At 43.7% G+C, this 17,223-nt stretch carries 17 protein-coding genes; 8 read left to right on the top strand and 9 right to left on the bottom strand.

Translation table 11 applies throughout. From position 1 onward, the window contains the following. The 4 genes from BSHG_RS08750 to BSHG_RS08765 form a co-directional block, all read right to left on the bottom strand. Window positions 1–1,065 carry an STM4015 family protein gene (locus tag BSHG_RS08750; RefSeq protein ID WP_005786922.1) on the bottom strand — a complete coding sequence of 355 codons (1,065 nt, stop codon included), beginning with the start codon at window positions 1,063–1,065 and terminating at the stop codon, window positions 1–3. Window positions 1,066–1,188: 123 nt separating this feature from the next. Then, window positions 1,189–2,337: a cytochrome d ubiquinol oxidase subunit II gene (gene cydB / locus BSHG_RS08755; protein ID WP_008659667.1), complete on the bottom strand. Its 1,149-nt coding sequence runs from the start codon at window positions 2,335–2,337 to the stop codon at window positions 1,189–1,191. A 25-nt stretch (window positions 2,338–2,362) separates the two neighbouring features. Then, on the bottom strand, window positions 2,363–3,916 hold the full coding sequence (locus BSHG_RS08760; RefSeq protein ID WP_005786918.1) for a cytochrome ubiquinol oxidase subunit I: 1,554 nt from the start codon (window positions 3,914–3,916) through the stop codon (window positions 2,363–2,365). A 32-nt stretch (window positions 3,917–3,948) separates the two neighbouring features. Continuing rightward, a complete protein-coding gene (locus tag BSHG_RS08765; protein ID WP_005786916.1) occupies window positions 3,949–4,164 on the bottom strand; it encodes a DUF4492 domain-containing protein in 216 nt (71 codons plus the stop codon). A gap of 452 nt (window positions 4,165–4,616) precedes the next feature. Between BSHG_RS08765 and BSHG_RS08770 the strand changes: the two genes are divergently transcribed. The 6 genes from BSHG_RS08770 (at window position 4,617) to BSHG_RS08795 (ending at window position 11,146) form a co-directional block, all read left to right on the top strand. Next, on the top strand, window positions 4,617–6,020 hold the full coding sequence (locus BSHG_RS08770; RefSeq protein WP_005786913.1) for a TolC family protein: 1,404 nt from the start codon (window positions 4,617–4,619) through the stop codon (window positions 6,018–6,020). A 36-nt stretch (window positions 6,021–6,056) separates the two neighbouring features. Further along, complete coding sequence (locus BSHG_RS08775) at window positions 6,057–7,280, top strand: efflux RND transporter periplasmic adaptor subunit (RefSeq protein ID WP_005794794.1); 1,224 nt, start codon at window positions 6,057–6,059, stop codon at window positions 7,278–7,280. A gap of 2 nt (window positions 7,281–7,282) precedes the next feature. Next, window positions 7,283–8,026 carry an ABC transporter ATP-binding protein gene (locus tag BSHG_RS08780; RefSeq protein ID WP_005786909.1) on the top strand — a complete coding sequence of 248 codons (744 nt, stop codon included), beginning with the start codon at window positions 7,283–7,285 and terminating at the stop codon, window positions 8,024–8,026. 13 nt (window positions 8,027–8,039) lie between these two features. Then, a complete protein-coding gene (locus tag BSHG_RS08785) occupies window positions 8,040–9,260 on the top strand; it encodes an ABC transporter permease (RefSeq protein WP_005786907.1) in 1,221 nt (406 codons plus the stop codon). Window positions 9,261–9,392: 132 nt separating this feature from the next. After that, on the top strand, window positions 9,393–10,445 hold the full coding sequence (locus BSHG_RS08790; RefSeq protein WP_005786905.1) for a sensor histidine kinase: 1,053 nt from the start codon (window positions 9,393–9,395) through the stop codon (window positions 10,443–10,445). 2 nt (window positions 10,446–10,447) lie between these two features. Beyond that, on the top strand, window positions 10,448–11,146 hold the full coding sequence (locus BSHG_RS08795) for a LytR/AlgR family response regulator transcription factor (protein WP_008659660.1): 699 nt from the start codon (window positions 10,448–10,450) through the stop codon (window positions 11,144–11,146). Between the two features lie 207 nt (window positions 11,147–11,353). On the opposite strand, the gene BSHG_RS08800 is transcribed toward BSHG_RS08795, so the two are convergent. The 4 genes from BSHG_RS08800 to BSHG_RS08815 form a co-directional block, all read right to left on the bottom strand. Further along, window positions 11,354–11,932 (bottom strand): hypothetical protein, encoded by a 579-nt coding sequence (locus tag BSHG_RS08800; RefSeq protein ID WP_008659658.1) that lies wholly within the window; start codon window positions 11,930–11,932, stop codon window positions 11,354–11,356. Window positions 11,933–12,429: 497 nt separating this feature from the next. After that, entirely contained in the window at window positions 12,430–12,972 is a 543-nt protein-coding gene (locus tag BSHG_RS08805; RefSeq protein ID WP_008659656.1) for a hypothetical protein, read from the bottom strand. Window positions 12,973–13,040: 68 nt separating this feature from the next. Continuing rightward, the gene (locus BSHG_RS08810) at window positions 13,041–13,727 is read right to left on the bottom strand and encodes a hypothetical protein (protein ID WP_008659654.1); all 687 of its coding nucleotides are present in this window, start codon (window positions 13,725–13,727) and stop codon (window positions 13,041–13,043) included. A 17-nt stretch (window positions 13,728–13,744) separates the two neighbouring features. Further along, window positions 13,745–14,188: a hypothetical protein gene (locus BSHG_RS08815; RefSeq protein ID WP_008659652.1), complete on the bottom strand. Its 444-nt coding sequence runs from the start codon at window positions 14,186–14,188 to the stop codon at window positions 13,745–13,747. Between the two features lie 307 nt (window positions 14,189–14,495). Here BSHG_RS08815 and umuD point away from each other — a divergent pair, with 307 nt between their 5' ends. Then, entirely contained in the window at window positions 14,496–14,936 is a 441-nt protein-coding gene (gene umuD, locus BSHG_RS08820) for a translesion error-prone DNA polymerase V autoproteolytic subunit (RefSeq protein WP_005800432.1), read from the top strand. A gap of 11 nt (window positions 14,937–14,947) precedes the next feature. After that, a complete protein-coding gene (locus tag BSHG_RS08825; protein ID WP_008659649.1) occupies window positions 14,948–16,219 on the top strand; it encodes a Y-family DNA polymerase in 1,272 nt (423 codons plus the stop codon). A gap of 113 nt (window positions 16,220–16,332) precedes the next feature. Here BSHG_RS08825 and BSHG_RS08830 read toward each other — a convergent pair whose 3' ends face one another. Next, window positions 16,333–17,121 (bottom strand): hypothetical protein, encoded by a 789-nt coding sequence (locus BSHG_RS08830; RefSeq protein WP_005786892.1) that lies wholly within the window; start codon window positions 17,119–17,121, stop codon window positions 16,333–16,335. Between the last annotated feature and the right edge of the window lie 102 nt (window positions 17,122–17,223).

Raw genomic sequence — 17,223 nt, 5'->3', positions numbered from 1 at the left:
TCACTCCGTAATCATCGGGTAACTGTAATCGTCATCGTATTCCTGTGAGTCGGAAACATCTATCTTCATGGGCAGCGATTTCTGCAACTCTTTCTTCATCTCGTCGCTCAGATAATTGTATTTCATATTGATAAACTTCAGATGCTTGATTTTATCCACATGATCCAGCAATAGCCGTGCCCCTTCATCCGTCAACACACCGGCGGAAATATCCATTGTTTCCAGTTGCGGCAGGATATCCGATTCAAGAAACATCTCTACAACCGCATTCTGCTCTTCGGCATCGACAATGCCCAGCCATTTCAGGTTAGGGAAACGGTCTTTAGAGAACAGAGGTCTGAATACATTCATATCGCCATCAAACCCATAATCCTCCACTCCTACATAGAGAACCAGCTTTTCAAGATTCGGCAGATCGGAACCCAGGATATCTTCCACCACCGAATCGGGCAGGCCGCCACTGATAATTTCAAGTGACTTCAAGTTCGGACGCGGTTTCTTACCAATGCTCAGATTATTCGTTCCTTTGATTTTAAGGTTATTCAGCAGAGGCATCGCATCCAGCACCGGGCTCAAATCGACTTGCTCAATCCAGGAAATCTCCTGTTCCTCAAAATCTATATCCCCCCAAAACAGACCTTCGAAATGGGCGAACTTCTCTTTATTCTCCACAATGCCATCGGCAATGTCCGAGCAGTCTTCCCCTTCATATCCCCAGCAGCCTATCGTGATCTGCTTGAGTGACGGCAGTTTTTTGTCTTTCAATATCTTGTCCATCAAGTTTACGCCCTCTTCCGCTTCGTCATAGCTCAACGCATACTTTTTGGCTTCCACTTTCATTTCTTTGGCAACCTCTTCCAAGGTCTCCACATATCCTTTTTTCGTTTTTTCCGCTATCAGCTTACCGGCAGCTTTTTCGGCTTCCCCTGCCGACGAAAAATTCTTCACCTGTGTTTGTCCATCCGTCCCCAACTTACCGTAATTCACTATTACGTCAGTGCCCCGGACATCGATGCTCCAAAATTTCTGGGACTTAAAGTCCTGAAATACAAATACTCGTTTCATAGTATGTCTGTTTAATTACTGATATAAAAAATGCTTATCTGCCTTTGTTTCTCCAAAAACAGATAAGCATTACTGCAAAAATAATAAAATTCTGATACCTTATACCTTTATCCGACAAGAATCTCAATAAGCATGTCCGCCTTCGTCCATTTCCTTGGCATCGATCTTCCGGTTGTCGATGCTGCGCCAAGCATAGAAAATGTAGGCGATGACAAACGGAACGAGGATAGAAACATAGGCCATGGTCTTGAGCGTGAACTGGCTGGAACAACTATTGGCAAGGGTCAGCGAACTTTGTATGTCCGTATTCGACGGATAATAAGCCGTATTGTTATATCCGGCTGTCAGCAGCAGTGCCAGAACAGTCAGCACCGTACCGATACCCACAAACCAGATTCCTTTATCAAACGTTTTTTTCAGCAGGGTTTTGCCAATGCCAAACAACACCAGCACGACTCCCACAAGGAACACGATAAGCACCACCGGCATTTCAATAAAATTATTGAAGTATTTATAAGGCTCCATGTAGATCTCTTTTGTTTCCGGATTGACGGCATATCCATCGGCCAGCAAAGTGCGAACCACGAATGCCAGGAAGAACACCAGGAACAGGACCGTATTGGCTATCAACGAACGACGACATTTGGCGACCAACTCTTTATCAGCGATATTATTGATAAAGTAAAGAGCTCCCAAAACACGCGCCAGGAAGAACACGGCCAATCCCAGAATCACATTCCAGATATTGGTCAGCGCATCCAGTCCGTGCCAACCGTTGCCCCAATGACTGATCACAGGCATCACTTCGTTCACCATATTCCCCTTATTGATATAGAAATCCGAACCGGTAAAGAAAGTGGCCACAGCGCCTCCCAAGAGCAAGGGTCCCACCACACCGTTAATCACCAGAAAAGTCTGGTAGGTCTTCTTTCCCAACAAGTTGCCCGCTTTACTCTGAAATTCATAACTGACAGCTTGCAACACAAAACTGAAAAGAATAATCATCCACAGCCAGTAGGCCCCCCCGAAACTGGTACTATAAAACAGAGGAAACGAAGCAAAGAAAGCGCCACCGAAAGTGACCAGCGTGGTAAATGTAAATTCCCATTTGCGTCCGGTAGAGTTTACCATCATCTTACGATGCTCTTCGGTTTTGCCCAAACAAAACAGCAGAGAGTTGCCACCCTGCACAAACAGTAAAAATACGAGTATGGCCCCGAGTAGTGAGACTACCAGCCACCAATATTGTTGTAGAAAAATGTATGTACCCATAGTTTAAATAATTATTGGTTCGTGACTAATGATTAACCGTCGGTCCTTTCTTGATCTCACGGACCATAATGCCAATTTCAGCAATCAACATCACGGTAAACAAAACGAGGAAAATAAAGAAAGTGGTCTGCACAGAGCCCACATCGAGCTTAGAGATAGACACAGACGTAGGAAGCATATCCCGTATCGCCCACGGCTGACGACCACATTCGGCCACCACCCAACCGGCTTGTCCGGCAATATAAGCCAACGGAATGGTCCACAGAGCAACGTACTGCATCCATCTTATCTTCGACAAATCTTTCTTATAGGCAAAGAAAAGCACCAGGATAAAAAACAGAATGAAATATCCGCCCAGGATCACCATCACGCGAAAAGCATAAAAGTTAAGCGGAACATTAGGTACCAACTGATTTACATCTTTAATATAGCCATAACCAAAATAAGGCACATTTTCCTGCAAAGTGGTATAAGCCTCCTTGGCGGCAGCTTCATCACCTTCTTTTTTTGCCGTACGATAAGTGGCCAGGGCAGCAATCGCTTTCTTGCCTTTTTCTATCTTCTCGGCAGCCGAAAGAGCTTTTGTACCGTCTTTCAGTTCATATCCTCCCTCAATAATATTTTTTATACCCGGCACAAAGGCATCCACCTTACGTTCGGCCAGCAACGAAAGCATTTTCGGAATCTCGATACGGAAGAGGAACGGGTCCTGACCGTCATCATAGGTTTTCTTCTCCGGGTTCAAAAGTCCGACAGCCACCAGTCCGGCACCATTTTGTCCTTCGTAATAGCCCTCCACAGCAGCCAGTTTCATCGGCTGTGTCTGTGCGATGGCATAACCGGAACCATCACCGGTCCACACCGTCAGCAAAGAAGCCACCAGCCCGAAGACTGCACCTATCTTGATGCTCGCCACCGCAAATTCCTTATCACGCTTCTTCAGCAGGAACCAGCAACTGATGCCAATCACAAAAACAGCTCCGAGCACCCAACTTGAAAGTACCGTATGAAAGAACTTATTAACAGCCACCGGCGAAAACGCAACAGCCATAAAGTCGACCATCTCGTTGCGTACGGTGTCAGGATTGAACTGCATGCCTACCGGATGCTGCATCCACGCATTGGCAACCAGAATCCACCAAGCAGAAATCGTAGCTCCCAAGCCCGTGAGCCAGGTTGAAATGAGGTGGAATCTCTTGCTCACCTTGTCCCATCCAAAGAACATGACAGCAATAAACGTGGCCTCCATAAAGAAAGCCAAAATACCTTCAATTGCAAGAGGTGCACCGAAAATATCGCCTACAAACCAGGAATAGTTACTCCAATTGGTTCCGAACTCAAACTCCAGGATCAGCCCGGTGGCCACTCCCACGGCAAAATTGATACCGAAAAGTTTCATCCAGAATTTAGCCGTTCGTTTCCAGAATTCATTGCCTGTTTTATAATAAAGGGTCTCCATAATGGCCATAACAACCGCCAAACCAAGCGTGAGAGGCACGAAGATCCAGTGATACATGGCTGTCAGAGCAAATTGGGCTCTCGACCAGTCAATCAGTGAAGTGTCAATACTTTCAATCATATCATTAGTAGTTAGAGTTAAACGTCAGTCGTCTATTGCCCGCGTTCTATAAGTTCGCCCGCAACGTATTCTCCCTTGTCCTTATCGGTGGGCTGGCTGCTCAGAAAGTTGGGGAAGAAAAACAGGCGGAGAATGAAGAACATGATAAAGAGTTTCACAAGTATAATGAGCCACAGGGTACGTCCCAGGGTCATGCTTCGAAAGCCTTCTACATAGAAATTCCAGATGTGGAGCAGTGTATTCTTCATAATACAGGGTTTATAACATCTCAAAATTAGCGTTTATGTAATAAATAACAAAGATAGTCTTAAAAATGTTGATGAAACGAATAAAATAAACTATTCTTATGCCCCCGAAGCTTGCTTACACCCTTTATACCTTATATATATAAATTAAAATATGAAACTGCCATAATACACTCTTTGCATAGGTATATTCACCAATCGGATTTTAAGTATGGGAAGGTGTAGCCACGGAGACCTTAGGGTGTAGCCTTAAGGAGCAAAGGGCGTAGCCATCCGGCCGGGATAGCTACACCCTATTTTCGTCCGATCGTTCAGTTCATAGGCAATATCGGCAACTCCACTTATCGACATAAAACCTGCCTTTAGCGACAAAACCTCCCCTCCCGTCTATCGCTTTTGCACATCTTTCTATTGCAGCGTACTTTTGTTTCTATAAAATAAAAAGAAGCAAGAGTATGACGAACGTAAAAAGAATCACCCTAATAACAGTCTGCCTGGCAGCTATCTTGCCCGGCAACGGATTGTGGGCACAACAGACGGAAGCTACCGGAACAACGCAAACCGCCGACTCGGTATCCATGCCCGCGCAATGGGATCTGCAGAGCTGCATCGACTATGCCTTGCAGCAAAACATCAGCATCCGTCGTAACCGGATCAATGCGCAGAGCACACAGGTGGACGTAAAGACAGCCAAAGCGGCCCTCTTCCCCAGCCTCTCGTTCTCCAGCAGCCAAAATCTGGTGAACCGTCCCTACCAAGAGTCCAGCAGCATTATCAGTGGCTCGGAAGTACTGAAGAGCAGCAACAAGACCACCTACAACGGAAACTACGGACTGAACGCGCAATGGACCGTATATAACGGCAGTAAACGCCTGAAAACAATCGAACAGGAGAAGCTGAACAACCGCGTGGCAGACCTCGATGTAGCCACTTCGGAAAATGATATCGAGCAATCGATCGCCCAGGTATATATTCAGATTCTCTATGCCGCCGAATCAGTCAAGGTGAACGAAAACACCCTGCAAGTATCCGAAGCCCAACGGGACCGTGGCAAACAACTGCTGGATGCGGGAAGCATTGCCCGGAGCGACTATGCCCAGTTGGAAGCCCAAGTCAGCACCGACCGTTATCAACTGGTGACCGCACAGGCCACACTTCAGGACTATAAGTTGCAACTGAAGCAACTCCTCGAACTGGACGGCGAACAGGAAATGCAGGTCTATCTGCCTGCATTGGGTGACGAAAATGTACTGTCGCCCCTCCCCACCAAAACGGATGTCTTTCGTTCCGCTGTGGCCCTCCGCCCGGAAATAGAGGCAAGCAAGCTCAGTGTAGAGGCATCGGAACTGGGGATCGGAATCGCCAAATCGGGATATCTGCCCAGCGTCAGCCTGACAGCCGGTATCGGTACCAACCATACCAGCGGAAGCGACTTCACCTTCGGCGAGCAAGTGAAAAACGGATGGAACAACTCCATCGGACTCAGCATCAGTGTCCCAATCTTTAACAACCGACAGACCAAAAGTGCCGTAGAAAAAGCCAAACTTCAGTATCAGACCAGTCAACTGACTCTGCTCGACGAACAGAAAACATTGTATAAAACCATCGAAGGACTATGGCTCGACGCCAACAGCGCCCAGCAGCGATATGCGGCAGCCATAGAGAAATTGCACAGCACACAGACCAGCTATGAACTGGTCAGCGAGCAATTTAATGCCGGAATGAAAAATACCGTGGAGCTTCTGACCGAAAAAAACAATCTGCTACAGGCACAGCAAGAGCTGTTACAGTCTAAGTACATGGCTATTCTGAATACACAATTGCTGAAGTTCTACCAGGGAGATAAGATAACACTGTAGACAATAAAGGAATAAAACATTTAACGTTATAACGATATGAAGAAGAAAAAGATCATTCTTATTGCCGTAAGCCTCGCCATACTGGCAGGCGGAGGGGTTTGGCTCTTTGGCGGTTCTACGGCCAAGCACAAAGTGACCTATGCCACGGCAACCGTAAGCAAAGGCGAGATATCGGAGTCGGTAACCGCCACAGGAACTATCGAACCGGTAACAGAAGTAGAAGTCGGTACACAGGTATCCGGAATTATCGACAAAATTTATGTGGACTATAACGCGGCAGTGACCAAGGGACAACTTATCGCTGAGATGGACCGTGTGACACTGCAAAGTGAACTCGCCTCTCAACGTGCCACCTACAGTGGTGCAAAGGCGGAATACGAATACCAAAAGAAGAACTATGAGCGCAACAAAGGGTTGCACGAAAAGGGGCTGATCAGCGATACCGATTACGAGCAATCGCTCTACAACTACGAGAAGGCCAAAAGCTCGTTCGAAAGCAGCCAGGCTTCACTGGCCAAGGCAGAACGCAACCTGTCCTATGCCACCATTACTTCTCCGATCGATGGCGTTGTCATCAGCCGGGATGTGGAAGAAGGACAAACGGTGGCTTCCGGATTCGAGACACCGACTTTGTTCACCATCGCAGCCGACCTGACCCAGATGCAGGTAGTGGCCGACGTAGATGAAGCCGATATAGGCGGCGTGGAAGAAGGACAACGGGCCACATTTACCGTAGATGCCTATCCGAACGATGTTTTCGAAGGAATAGTGACCCAAATCCGCCTGGGAGACGCAAGCAGTACCAGCACCAGCAGTTCGTCTACTACCGTAGTCACATACGAAGTAGTGATCTCCGCCCATAACCCGGACCTGAAACTGAAACCCCGCCTGACGGCTAATGTCACGATCTACACACTGGACAGAAAGGACGTGCTCTCTGTACCGGCACGTGCACTCCGCTTCACACCGGAGAAACCCCTGATCGGCGATAATGACATAGTGAAGGACTGTGAGGGCGAACATAAAATATGGACACGTGAAGGAAATACTTTCACGGCACACCCCGTGCAGATAGGGATCACTAACGGCATCAATACGGAAATCACCCAAGGTGCTTCCGAAGGCATGGTAGTTGTCACCGAAGCCACCATTGGAAATATGCCGGGCGGCAATGTATCGCCTGAAGGCGGACAGGAAGGCGGAGGAGAACAAAGTCCGTTTATGCCTAGCCATCCGGGCAGCAAGAAGAAAGGAAAATAAGTATGAACAAAACAGTCATCGAACTTCAGAATATCAAACGTAACTTCCAGGTGGGAGACGAAACCGTTCACGCATTGCGCGGGGTTTCGTTCACCATCACCGAAGGAGAGTTTGTCACCATTATGGGTACGTCCGGTTCGGGCAAATCAACGCTACTGAATACGCTGGGTTGCCTCGACACACCTACCAGCGGAGAATATCTGCTGGATGGAATCTCGGTACGTACCATGAGCAAACCTCAGCGTGCCATATTGCGCAACCGAAAGATAGGCTTTGTCTTCCAAAGTTACAATCTGCTGCCAAAGACGACTGCTGTGGAAAATGTAGAACTCCCGCTGATGTATAATTCGGGAGTCAGCGCTTCCGAACGGCGGCGGCGCGCCATTGAGGCGCTGCAAGCCGTAGGACTGGGCGAACGGTTGGAACACAAATCCAATCAGATGTCCGGCGGACAGATGCAACGTGTAGCCATCGCCCGTGCGTTGGTCAATAATCCGGCAGTCATCCTTGCGGACGAGGCAACCGGTAACCTGGATACACGCACTTCGTTCGAGATCCTGGTACTGTTTCAGAAACTGCATGCCGAAGGCCGCACAATCATATTTGTAACGCACAATCCGGAAATAGCCCAATACAGCAGCCGTAACATCGTGTTGCGCGACGGACAAGTCAAGGAAGACAGCACTAACCCGGACATTCTTTCCGCAGCCGAAGCACTGGCCGCTCTGCCGGTACAAGAAGAATAACAGACAGATTATTATGAACGGAACCAATTTATTTAAAATAGCTTTGCGCGCCTTGAATAACAACAAGTTGCGCGCGTTCCTTACGATGCTGGGGATCATCATCGGTGTGGCATCCGTCATCACCATGCTCGCCATCGGCCAGGGATCAAAGAAAAGTATCCAGGCACAAATCTCCGAGATGGGCTCCAATATGATTATGATTCATCCGGGAGCAGACATGCGCGGAGGTGTTCGCCAGGACCCCAGTGCCATGCAGACACTGAAACTGACCGACTACGAAACATTGCGGGATGAAACCAGCTTTCTGGCTGCGGTCAGTCCTAATGTTTCCAGCTCCGGGCAGTTGATTGCAGGCAACAACAACTATCCGTCATCCGTGAATGGCGTGGGAACGGAGTATCTGGAAATTCGACAGCTCTCGATAGACAATGGAGAGATGTTCAGCGAAGCCGATATCCAGTCGAGCGCCAAGGTATGCGTGATAGGAAAAACCATTGTAGACAATCTTTTCCCCGATGGAGAAGATCCTGTAGGACGCATTGTCCGGTTCAGCAAAATACCGTTCCGTGTAGTAGGCGTACTGAAATCCAAGGGATACAACTCTATGGGTATGGACCAGGACGACATCGTACTGGCACCCTACACCACCGTGATGAAGCGTCTGCTGGCACAGACCTATCTGCAAGGTATCTACGCTTCTGCCCTTTCGGAAGACATGACGGACAATGCTACGGAAGAGATTACCGAACTTCTCCGCCGCAATCACAAGCTGAAAGAGGCGGATGACGATGATTTCACCATCCGGAGCCAGCAGGAATTGAGCAGCATGCTCAACTCTACCACCGACCTGATGACCACACTGCTCGCCTGCATTGCCGGCATATCGCTCGTAGTAGGCGGCATCGGCATCATGAATATCATGTACGTCAGCGTCACAGAGCGTACCCGTGAGATCGGTCTGCGCATGTCGGTCGGTGCACGTGGCGTCGACATCCTGAGCCAATTCCTGATAGAAGCCATCCTGATCAGCATCACCGGAGGCCTTATCGGAGTAATCATCGGCTGCGGTGCCAGCTGGGTTGTGAAAAGTGTCGCCCATTGGCCCATCTTCATCCAACCCTGGAGCGTATTCCTGTCGTTTGCGGTTTGTACCGTCACCGGAGTATTCTTCGGATGGTATCCGGCCAAGAAAGCCGCCGACCTCGATCCGATCGAGGCAATCCGATACGAATAAGCCATCATCAGTTTACTTGTTCGCCACAGAGAGCACAGAGGCAGAAAGAATTCCTTGATGTATACCGGATAGGATGACAGAAACTCTGTCTCTGTGCCCCTGTGGTAAACTAAAATTATTATCTTTGTTCCCATGAAACAATCTCTGACATCAGCCCGCCGTCCTCTGGAAATCCTGATACACATCATCAGTTGGGGGATTGTGTTCGGTTTCCCGTTCTTCTTCATCGATCGTACAGGAGACAGTATCAATTGGCATGCCTATCTGCGTCATTCTGCCGTACCCCTCTCTTTTGTCACTGTATTCTATTTAAACTATTTCCTCCTCGTTCCTCATCTCCTCTTCCGGGAACAGAAGAATAAATACATCATCTACAACATCTTATTGGTCTGCCTCATCGGACTGCTGCTGCATATCTGGCAAAGCCTGAATGCCCCGGCTCCCACTCTTAAAAAACCGCACATGCCTCCCGGATGGATTTTTTTCGTAAGAGACATTCTAAGCCTCATCTTCACCATCGGACTGAGTGCGGCCATCCGCATGAGTGCCCGTTGGGGACAAGCTGAAGCCGCCCGTCGTGAAGCGGAGAAAAGTCGCACCGAAGCAGAGTTGAAGAACTTGCGAAACCAACTTAACCCGCATTTCCTGCTCAACACGCTGAATAATATTTATGCACTCATCGCCTTTGACAGCGACAAGGCGCAGCAGGCCGTGCAGGAGCTCAGCAAGTTGCTACGCTATGTGCTCTATGACAATCAGCAGAACTATGTACCCCTTTGTAAAGAGGTAGACTTCATTCGCAACTACATCGAACTGATGCGTATCCGTCTTTCGGGAAATGTAGAGGTCATTACACAATTCGACATACAGCCGGATAGCCGGACGGAGATTGCTCCACTGATCTTCATCTCACTGATAGAGAATGCCTTTAAACACGGCATCTCCCCCACCGAACTGAGTTTCATCCACATCCTCATCTCTGAAAACAAAGAGGAGATCCGGTGTGAGATACGCAATAGTTATCATCCCAAAACCAACACGGATAAAAGCGGATCGGGTATCGGGCTCGAACAGGTAAGGAAGCGCCTCGAACTCTCTTATCCCGGACGTTATCAATGGGATAAAGCCATCTCCCCGGATGGCAAAGAATACATATCGAAATTATTAATATTTAATCATCCATAGCCGTGAAATTACGTTGCGCCATAGTCGACGACGAACCTCTGGCACTCAGTCTGCTGGAGAGTTATGTCAACAAAACACCTTTTCTCGAACTGGCGGGAAAGTATTCCAGTGCCGTACAGGCCATGAAAGAACTTCCCGGGAACCAGATCGACCTGTTGTTCCTTGACATTCAGATGCCGGAACTCAACGGTCTGGAATTCTCTAAAATGGTATCCCCTCGTACCCGTATTGTGTTCACTACTGCTTTCGGTCAATACGCCATCGACGGATACCGGGTCAACGCACTCGACTACCTACTCAAACCCATCTCGTATGTTGACTTCCTGCAGGCAACCAACAAGGCGTTGCAATGGTTCGAACTGGTCCAGAAGCCCGAAGAAGTAGACAGTATTTTTGTCAAAAGTGACTATAAACTGGTGCAGGTAGAACTCAAAAAGATATTATATATAGAGGGTTTGAAGGATTACATCAAAATCTACACCGAAGATGCCCCCAAACCCATTTTGTCACTTATGAGCATGAAGTCCATGGAAGAGTTGCTTCCCCCCGCCCGCTTTATGCGTGTACATCGTTCTTTCATCGTCCAGAAAGACAAAATACGCATCATCGACCGCGGGCGTATCGTATTTGATAAGACCTATATCCCCGTCAGCGATAGCTACAAGCAGACTTTCCAAACATTCCTCGATGAGCGAAGTTGAAAGGATTTGTAGCTGATTTATCGGTAAAATGTGAGTATTTGTCGATTATTATTTATACATAAACAAAAAATATCTATCTTTGTAACAAACAGAACGGAAGTTGTGAAACTTCCAAGAATAGAATAGTTTAGTTAAGTCTAGTTTAGTTTTTGTGTTGAAGGGCTTCTACCTCAGAGGAGGATTTAGAAGCCCTTTCTATTTATCTGATCACCTCAAATGTGGATCAACTAACTTAGTTTTCCGTAAAACCGCTTCAGCCTTACAAGTCTTATTATTTAATAATATCTCATAACATTCATTATCTACTGTGATCATACCTGCAATGGTAAATATTCCCTTATCGGATTCATTTAAATACTTAAACATAACATCATCTTTTTCGTTAGCAACAGCAGGTTTGAAAATGGTAATCTCAGCTATTCTATCTCTATTATCATCAATAAATTGATTCCAATAATCAGCAGTACTATCAGAATCAGAGCTATGAATATGAAAAACAAAATAATCACTATTATACATTACTTTGGCTAGATAACAACCTGTAAACTGAAAACTAATAGCGTCTGCTCCTTTTGCTATTCTATAGTATGAGATATTTGACTGCCGCCAATAAACTCCATACAATCTTTGAGGAGCATATTCTACACCACAATTAATTAGTTTATATTTATTCTCATCCACAATAATGGACTGTGGAACTGAAGGAATCCCCCATGTTGGAATATCATCCCTCCTATTCAATAGGTCTAAAAAACGTAAATTAAAGTCTAATTCATTCATACTCATATAATAATATTTTATCCTACTCTCTTTTCTCGGCTTTTCGGAATCCGCCTATACATTATCTCTGTAAATTTATCTTATAAAGATACAAGTAAAGAGAGCTTAAAGCAATTATAAATTTTAGATGTGGAAATCGATCTTTCGGAAGCTGGAAAAATTCTCTTGAACACAAAAGCATAAATTCTTAAAAGCCATAGATATAAGTATTAATCAAGTTTAAAATCTCTCCATTTATTCACTATCTCACTTTTTTCGTAATCATAATCTTTTAGTGTAAATAATCAAAACTTAAATAGACATACCCCAATACAAACAGAATGCAAAAAGCTCCGAATCTTTCAACTCGGAGCCTTACACGTTTACAATAAAAAAATACGAAAAGGATTGAGTTGTTTTCTATTTATACAATATTTGAAACAACTCCTCTTTGTGCAAAAATCTCCTCCTTTGGCAGCAAATGAAAAGGACTATTCTTTAATCTAGATCATAGCTTAAAAGCATCAAATGTATACTTCTATATTATAGCCAGCGTTCTTTTCTAGAAAACTTGGCCAATGTACATCATGAATATCCAAGGTTTGATAAATCCCCTCTGCATCTTTTTTATTAAATACCTCGTTATTCTGATAAACGATAATATTATAATCATAATCAATAATAGCCTCAACCTGTCCAGAATTTACCTGCAAGTCAACATTTAAATGATCACGTACAGAGTGATATGTAGGATGTACATGAATCAACATTTGCTCACTCTTCTTTATAGTAACTGACCCGGCTTTCCCATGCTGTAAATCGGGTTTATTCCCTTTCTTTACATACAGTTTATCCTCACATGTATATATTGCAAATTCAGTATTATACAATTTAGTAAGACCAACCAAATCTTTCAGCATAAACCGTTTATTTGGAACCTCGAGTATGGTATGATACTTAAAATAATCCCCCAATCCACCAACTTTAATTACATTATTAGGGATCTCTTTATCAGAGATCTCCTTTTTATTATATACCGATTTACTATCTAAAAAATATATTTCCATACTGTTTTTAATATTTCTTCCTACTCTATTATGACTTTTCGAAACCCGTCATTATTCCGCAATTGATTCTACGATACGGCTATTATAATACCCGAAATCGTATATTGTCTATCACCGTATCTGTCCGAAATAAGTGTTATGTATTGAGTATTCAACTGTGCACTTCTTACTCCACATGCGGGATCATATACATTATAGCCATTTTCAGTCTTTTTAACAGCAATCCAATGCACACCATTTACTAACATTATCGCATAACGACTTTCCTGAAGAACTTCCTCTATCGATTTCCACGGTTTTATACATTGTGCACCAACAATACTTTTTTGCTCAGCTATCAATTCAGGGATATGTAGTTTTACACTTTCCAACTGCTGATCTAAATCCCTTCCAAGACCAATATCTAAAAGGAAATGAATCAATTGATCTATCGCCTCAATCAGCTTCTCATCATCAATAAATACGCAAACATTTCTTTTTGTCAATTCTACTGTTCCCACTACAACAGCTCCTGGTAAAGTCATGACCCCATCCACCCCTTCAATACATCCTGTAAGGCGATGGAGAATAGAACTCCACTCCCCTGTTACTGGATATTTTTGTAAAGAGCGATAAATTCCCTCTCCTTTACATATAGTTCCATCTCCGTTTAAATCACTCAGAATAGCGGCCAAAGCGAATCCTGCACAATAATTATCATGATCGCTTTGCCTTTCCTGATATTTAAAATCTTTATTAATTACTCTTACGCTCATTCTTTTATTTCTATTATTTAGTCAAATTTTGTTGCAACTTGAGCAATAGTATCTACCACTTGAATAATATATTTTTGCCACTTCTCTATTGCACGCCGTATTTGATTTTCATTTTCATTTTCCAATTTCGCAGGTACATCAGTATCTATAGAATTTTTAAACAAATCAATTACAATTGCTAATGCTTCCTCTCGATTGTATACCAAAGTTTTATTACCTAAATTATTCAAATAATCTCTGAAAGCAGTTAGAGACGTTGCATAATTATTAGAATTTACATCTAACTTTTTTCTATTTCCCATAGGAGCTGTCACAAATTTATCTCTCAAACCCGATAGTTCTCTAACATATTGTTCTCCTCTAAAAGCAATTATAAAACAATCGGGTATTCCTCCTTTGGTAAGTGCACTCGGTATATCGTTAAACAAATGATCCGGTCTTGATTGACTGTATGACGACATTACAAACACTGTTTTATCTCCTACTCTCTTTCAGGCTTTTCGGAATCCGCCTATAAATTAACTATCTCTGTAAGCTTACGATACAAAGATATAGAGACAGAGAGCCGACAACAATTATAAATTTTAGATAGGTTGATTGACCTTTCAGAAACGGAAAAATTTCTCTTAAATATCTTACCCTAAAAATTTAACGAATCAAATTTACCAAGCCTAAAAACAATTTATGAAGAAAACACCTAAAAAATCTAACCGAACGAATCAAATGCCGCAATGCTTTGTTAAGGTACAACTCAAATGAAATAGAATGATGAAAAGAAAACTTGAAATACATAAGATTGACGTATCCAGCAGTTTGCCGATCCCATACGCCGATGAAGGTATACGGGCCGGTTTCCCGTCACCGGCACAAGACTATATGGAGCAAGCCATAGATCTAAACAAAGAGCTAATCAAACATCCGGCCAGTACATTCTTTGGACGTGTAGTAGGCGATTCGATGCGGGATGAAGGCATAGAAGAAGGAGACATTCTGGTCATCGACAAATCACTGGAATTACAGGATGACGACCTTGCCGTGTGTTTTATTGATGGAGATTTTACTGTAAAGCGGGTACGAATTGAACCTAATGCCGTCTGGTTAATACCGGCGAATCCGAAATACTCCTTGATTAAAGTAACAAAGGAGAATGAATTTATCGTCTGGGGAATAGTGACCTATACCATCAAAAAGAACAGGAGAAAAAGATAATGTTTGGACTAATGGACTGCAATAACTTCTACGCAAGTTGCGAGAGAGTGTTCAATCCGGCTTTGAACGGTAAACCGATCGTTGTTTTAAGTAATAACGACGGATGTGTTATTGCCAGAAGTAACGAAGCGAAAGCATTGGGGATTAAAATGGGAGTTCCGGCTTATCAGATCAAAGATGATATTCAGAAATATGGCATATCTGTCTTTTCATCGAACTATACGCTATACGGCGACATGTCCGGACGAGTGATGTCCATACTGGCAGAACAAGTGCCGGAAATGGAAGTATACAGTATAGACGAAGCATTTCTTAACCTGGAAGGAATTCGGGATATTCAGTCACTCGGAACAGACATCATAAACAAAGTAATCCGCGGAACCGGCATACCTGTTAGTTTGGGTATCGCCCCAACCAAAACACTCGCAAAGGTCGCCAATAAATTTGCAAAGAAATATCCTGCTTACAATCGTTTATGTATCATCGATACGGAAGAAAAACGCATCAAGGCCCTGCAGCTTACTGAAATTGGAGACATCTGGGGGATCGGTCACCGGCAAGTTGCCAAGTTAGAAAAGCAGGGAGTCAAAACAGCCTATGACTTTACCGAGTTGCCCGAATCTTGGGTGCGTAAGAACATGACTGTAGTCGGAGAAAGGACCTGGAAAGAACTTCAAGGCATTTCCTGTATTGATATGGAAACCACACCACCGGCCAAAAAGCAGATATGTACAAGTCGGTCATTCGGCAAGATGGTGGAGGACATCGATACAATGTCGGAAGCAATCGCCACTCACGCTTCTACATGCGCAAAGAAACTCCGACAACAGAAAAGCTATGCAATGTCACTAATGGCATTCATCCATACGAATAACTTCCGTAAAGATTCGCCACAATATTGGAGGAATACAGTTATACATCTTCCGATACCAACCAATGACACATTAGAAATTGTACATTATGCACTGGCCGGGCTAAAAACGATTTTCATGCAAGGCTATCAATATAAGAAAACCGGAGTTATTATCACCGAAATAACCGATAGCACCCAATTGGGACTGTTTGATTCAGTAGATCGCGAGAAACGTGAACGTCTTCAACAAACAATAGATAAGATAAACGGTAAACACAGCCGACTCGTCAAATTAGCGATTCAAGGTACAGGGAGGAATTGGAAGCTTAAACAAAAACAGCTATCAGGGCATTATACCACTGACATCAATCAGATTATAAGCATTAATTGTACTTACCCAACTGCATGTCAACGAAAACAATATAGCTGAACTTTCGTAAGACGGAACAAGCACTTTAGATAGAATCCGATACATAACCTACCTGGAAAATTGTACTGTTCCGCATATAATTTGAGAGAAATATTGTGAAAGAAAAAGGCTGCTTAACGTATCGTCTCATCCATCCAAAAAGAAGAGTCATTCATGATATGAAAGAGTTTCCCTCTTTTCTGAAAATAGTCCGGATGCGACAATATCTTCTCTCTTAACTCATCAGCGCTATCCAAGCTTTCTATCTGATTATCAAAAAGCATATTAGCAGACACATAAGTTTTGACACAGAGATAATCCAACTCTTTTATTACGACACCAAAGAAAATTCCGGTCTTAGTATACCCGACAAAACCCTCATGTCCTTTATTAGAGCCTTCTCTGAAATCAAAAGTAAAGAGACCGCTATTTAAAAAGAAATATTTTATTTGTTCATCAAAAGAAATCCCTTCTAAGCCGTTGGGTATTAGCTGACGCTCCCGATACCTTTTCCAAAAATGAGGTTTAAAGTCAATTATAGACAGATTACTATATATATTTTTAGGATAAATAATTCCCATACCCCAATTTTCATATTTAAGGTAAGGGACAATACCGGGACATTTTCTCTCATTACGATAACGAGCCAACATTATCACATTCCACATATTACCCGATGACGATTTCCATGAAAACTGATGTATAACCGGAAATAGGACAGCTTTAATAAACTTTCGGTAGTTACTAGCCTTATTATCCAACATTTTTTCATAAAAAGCCGGATAGTCATTCTTTATTTCTTTACACACCTCTTCGGTGGTCATGGTTGGGACAAGCATCGCATACAAATTTGGACAAAGATAAAAATTAAAATTCGTTCTTATACATTTTTTCACATTTTTCTTATCACTTTTTTTAATCATAGCCACCCGTATGTTTTACCTTAAAAAAACACCAACAATAAAAAAGTAATAATAGTAAAGAAGATGAATTATAATCAGAAACAGACCTTTAATCATTATTCA

Origin of the sequence: Bacteroides sp. 3_2_5, assembly GCF_000159855.2 — a bacterium.
In the GTDB taxonomy this organism is placed as follows: domain Bacteria; phylum Bacteroidota; class Bacteroidia; order Bacteroidales; family Bacteroidaceae; genus Bacteroides; species Bacteroides fragilis.
This window is presented reverse-complemented; position numbering and strand designations above follow the sequence as displayed.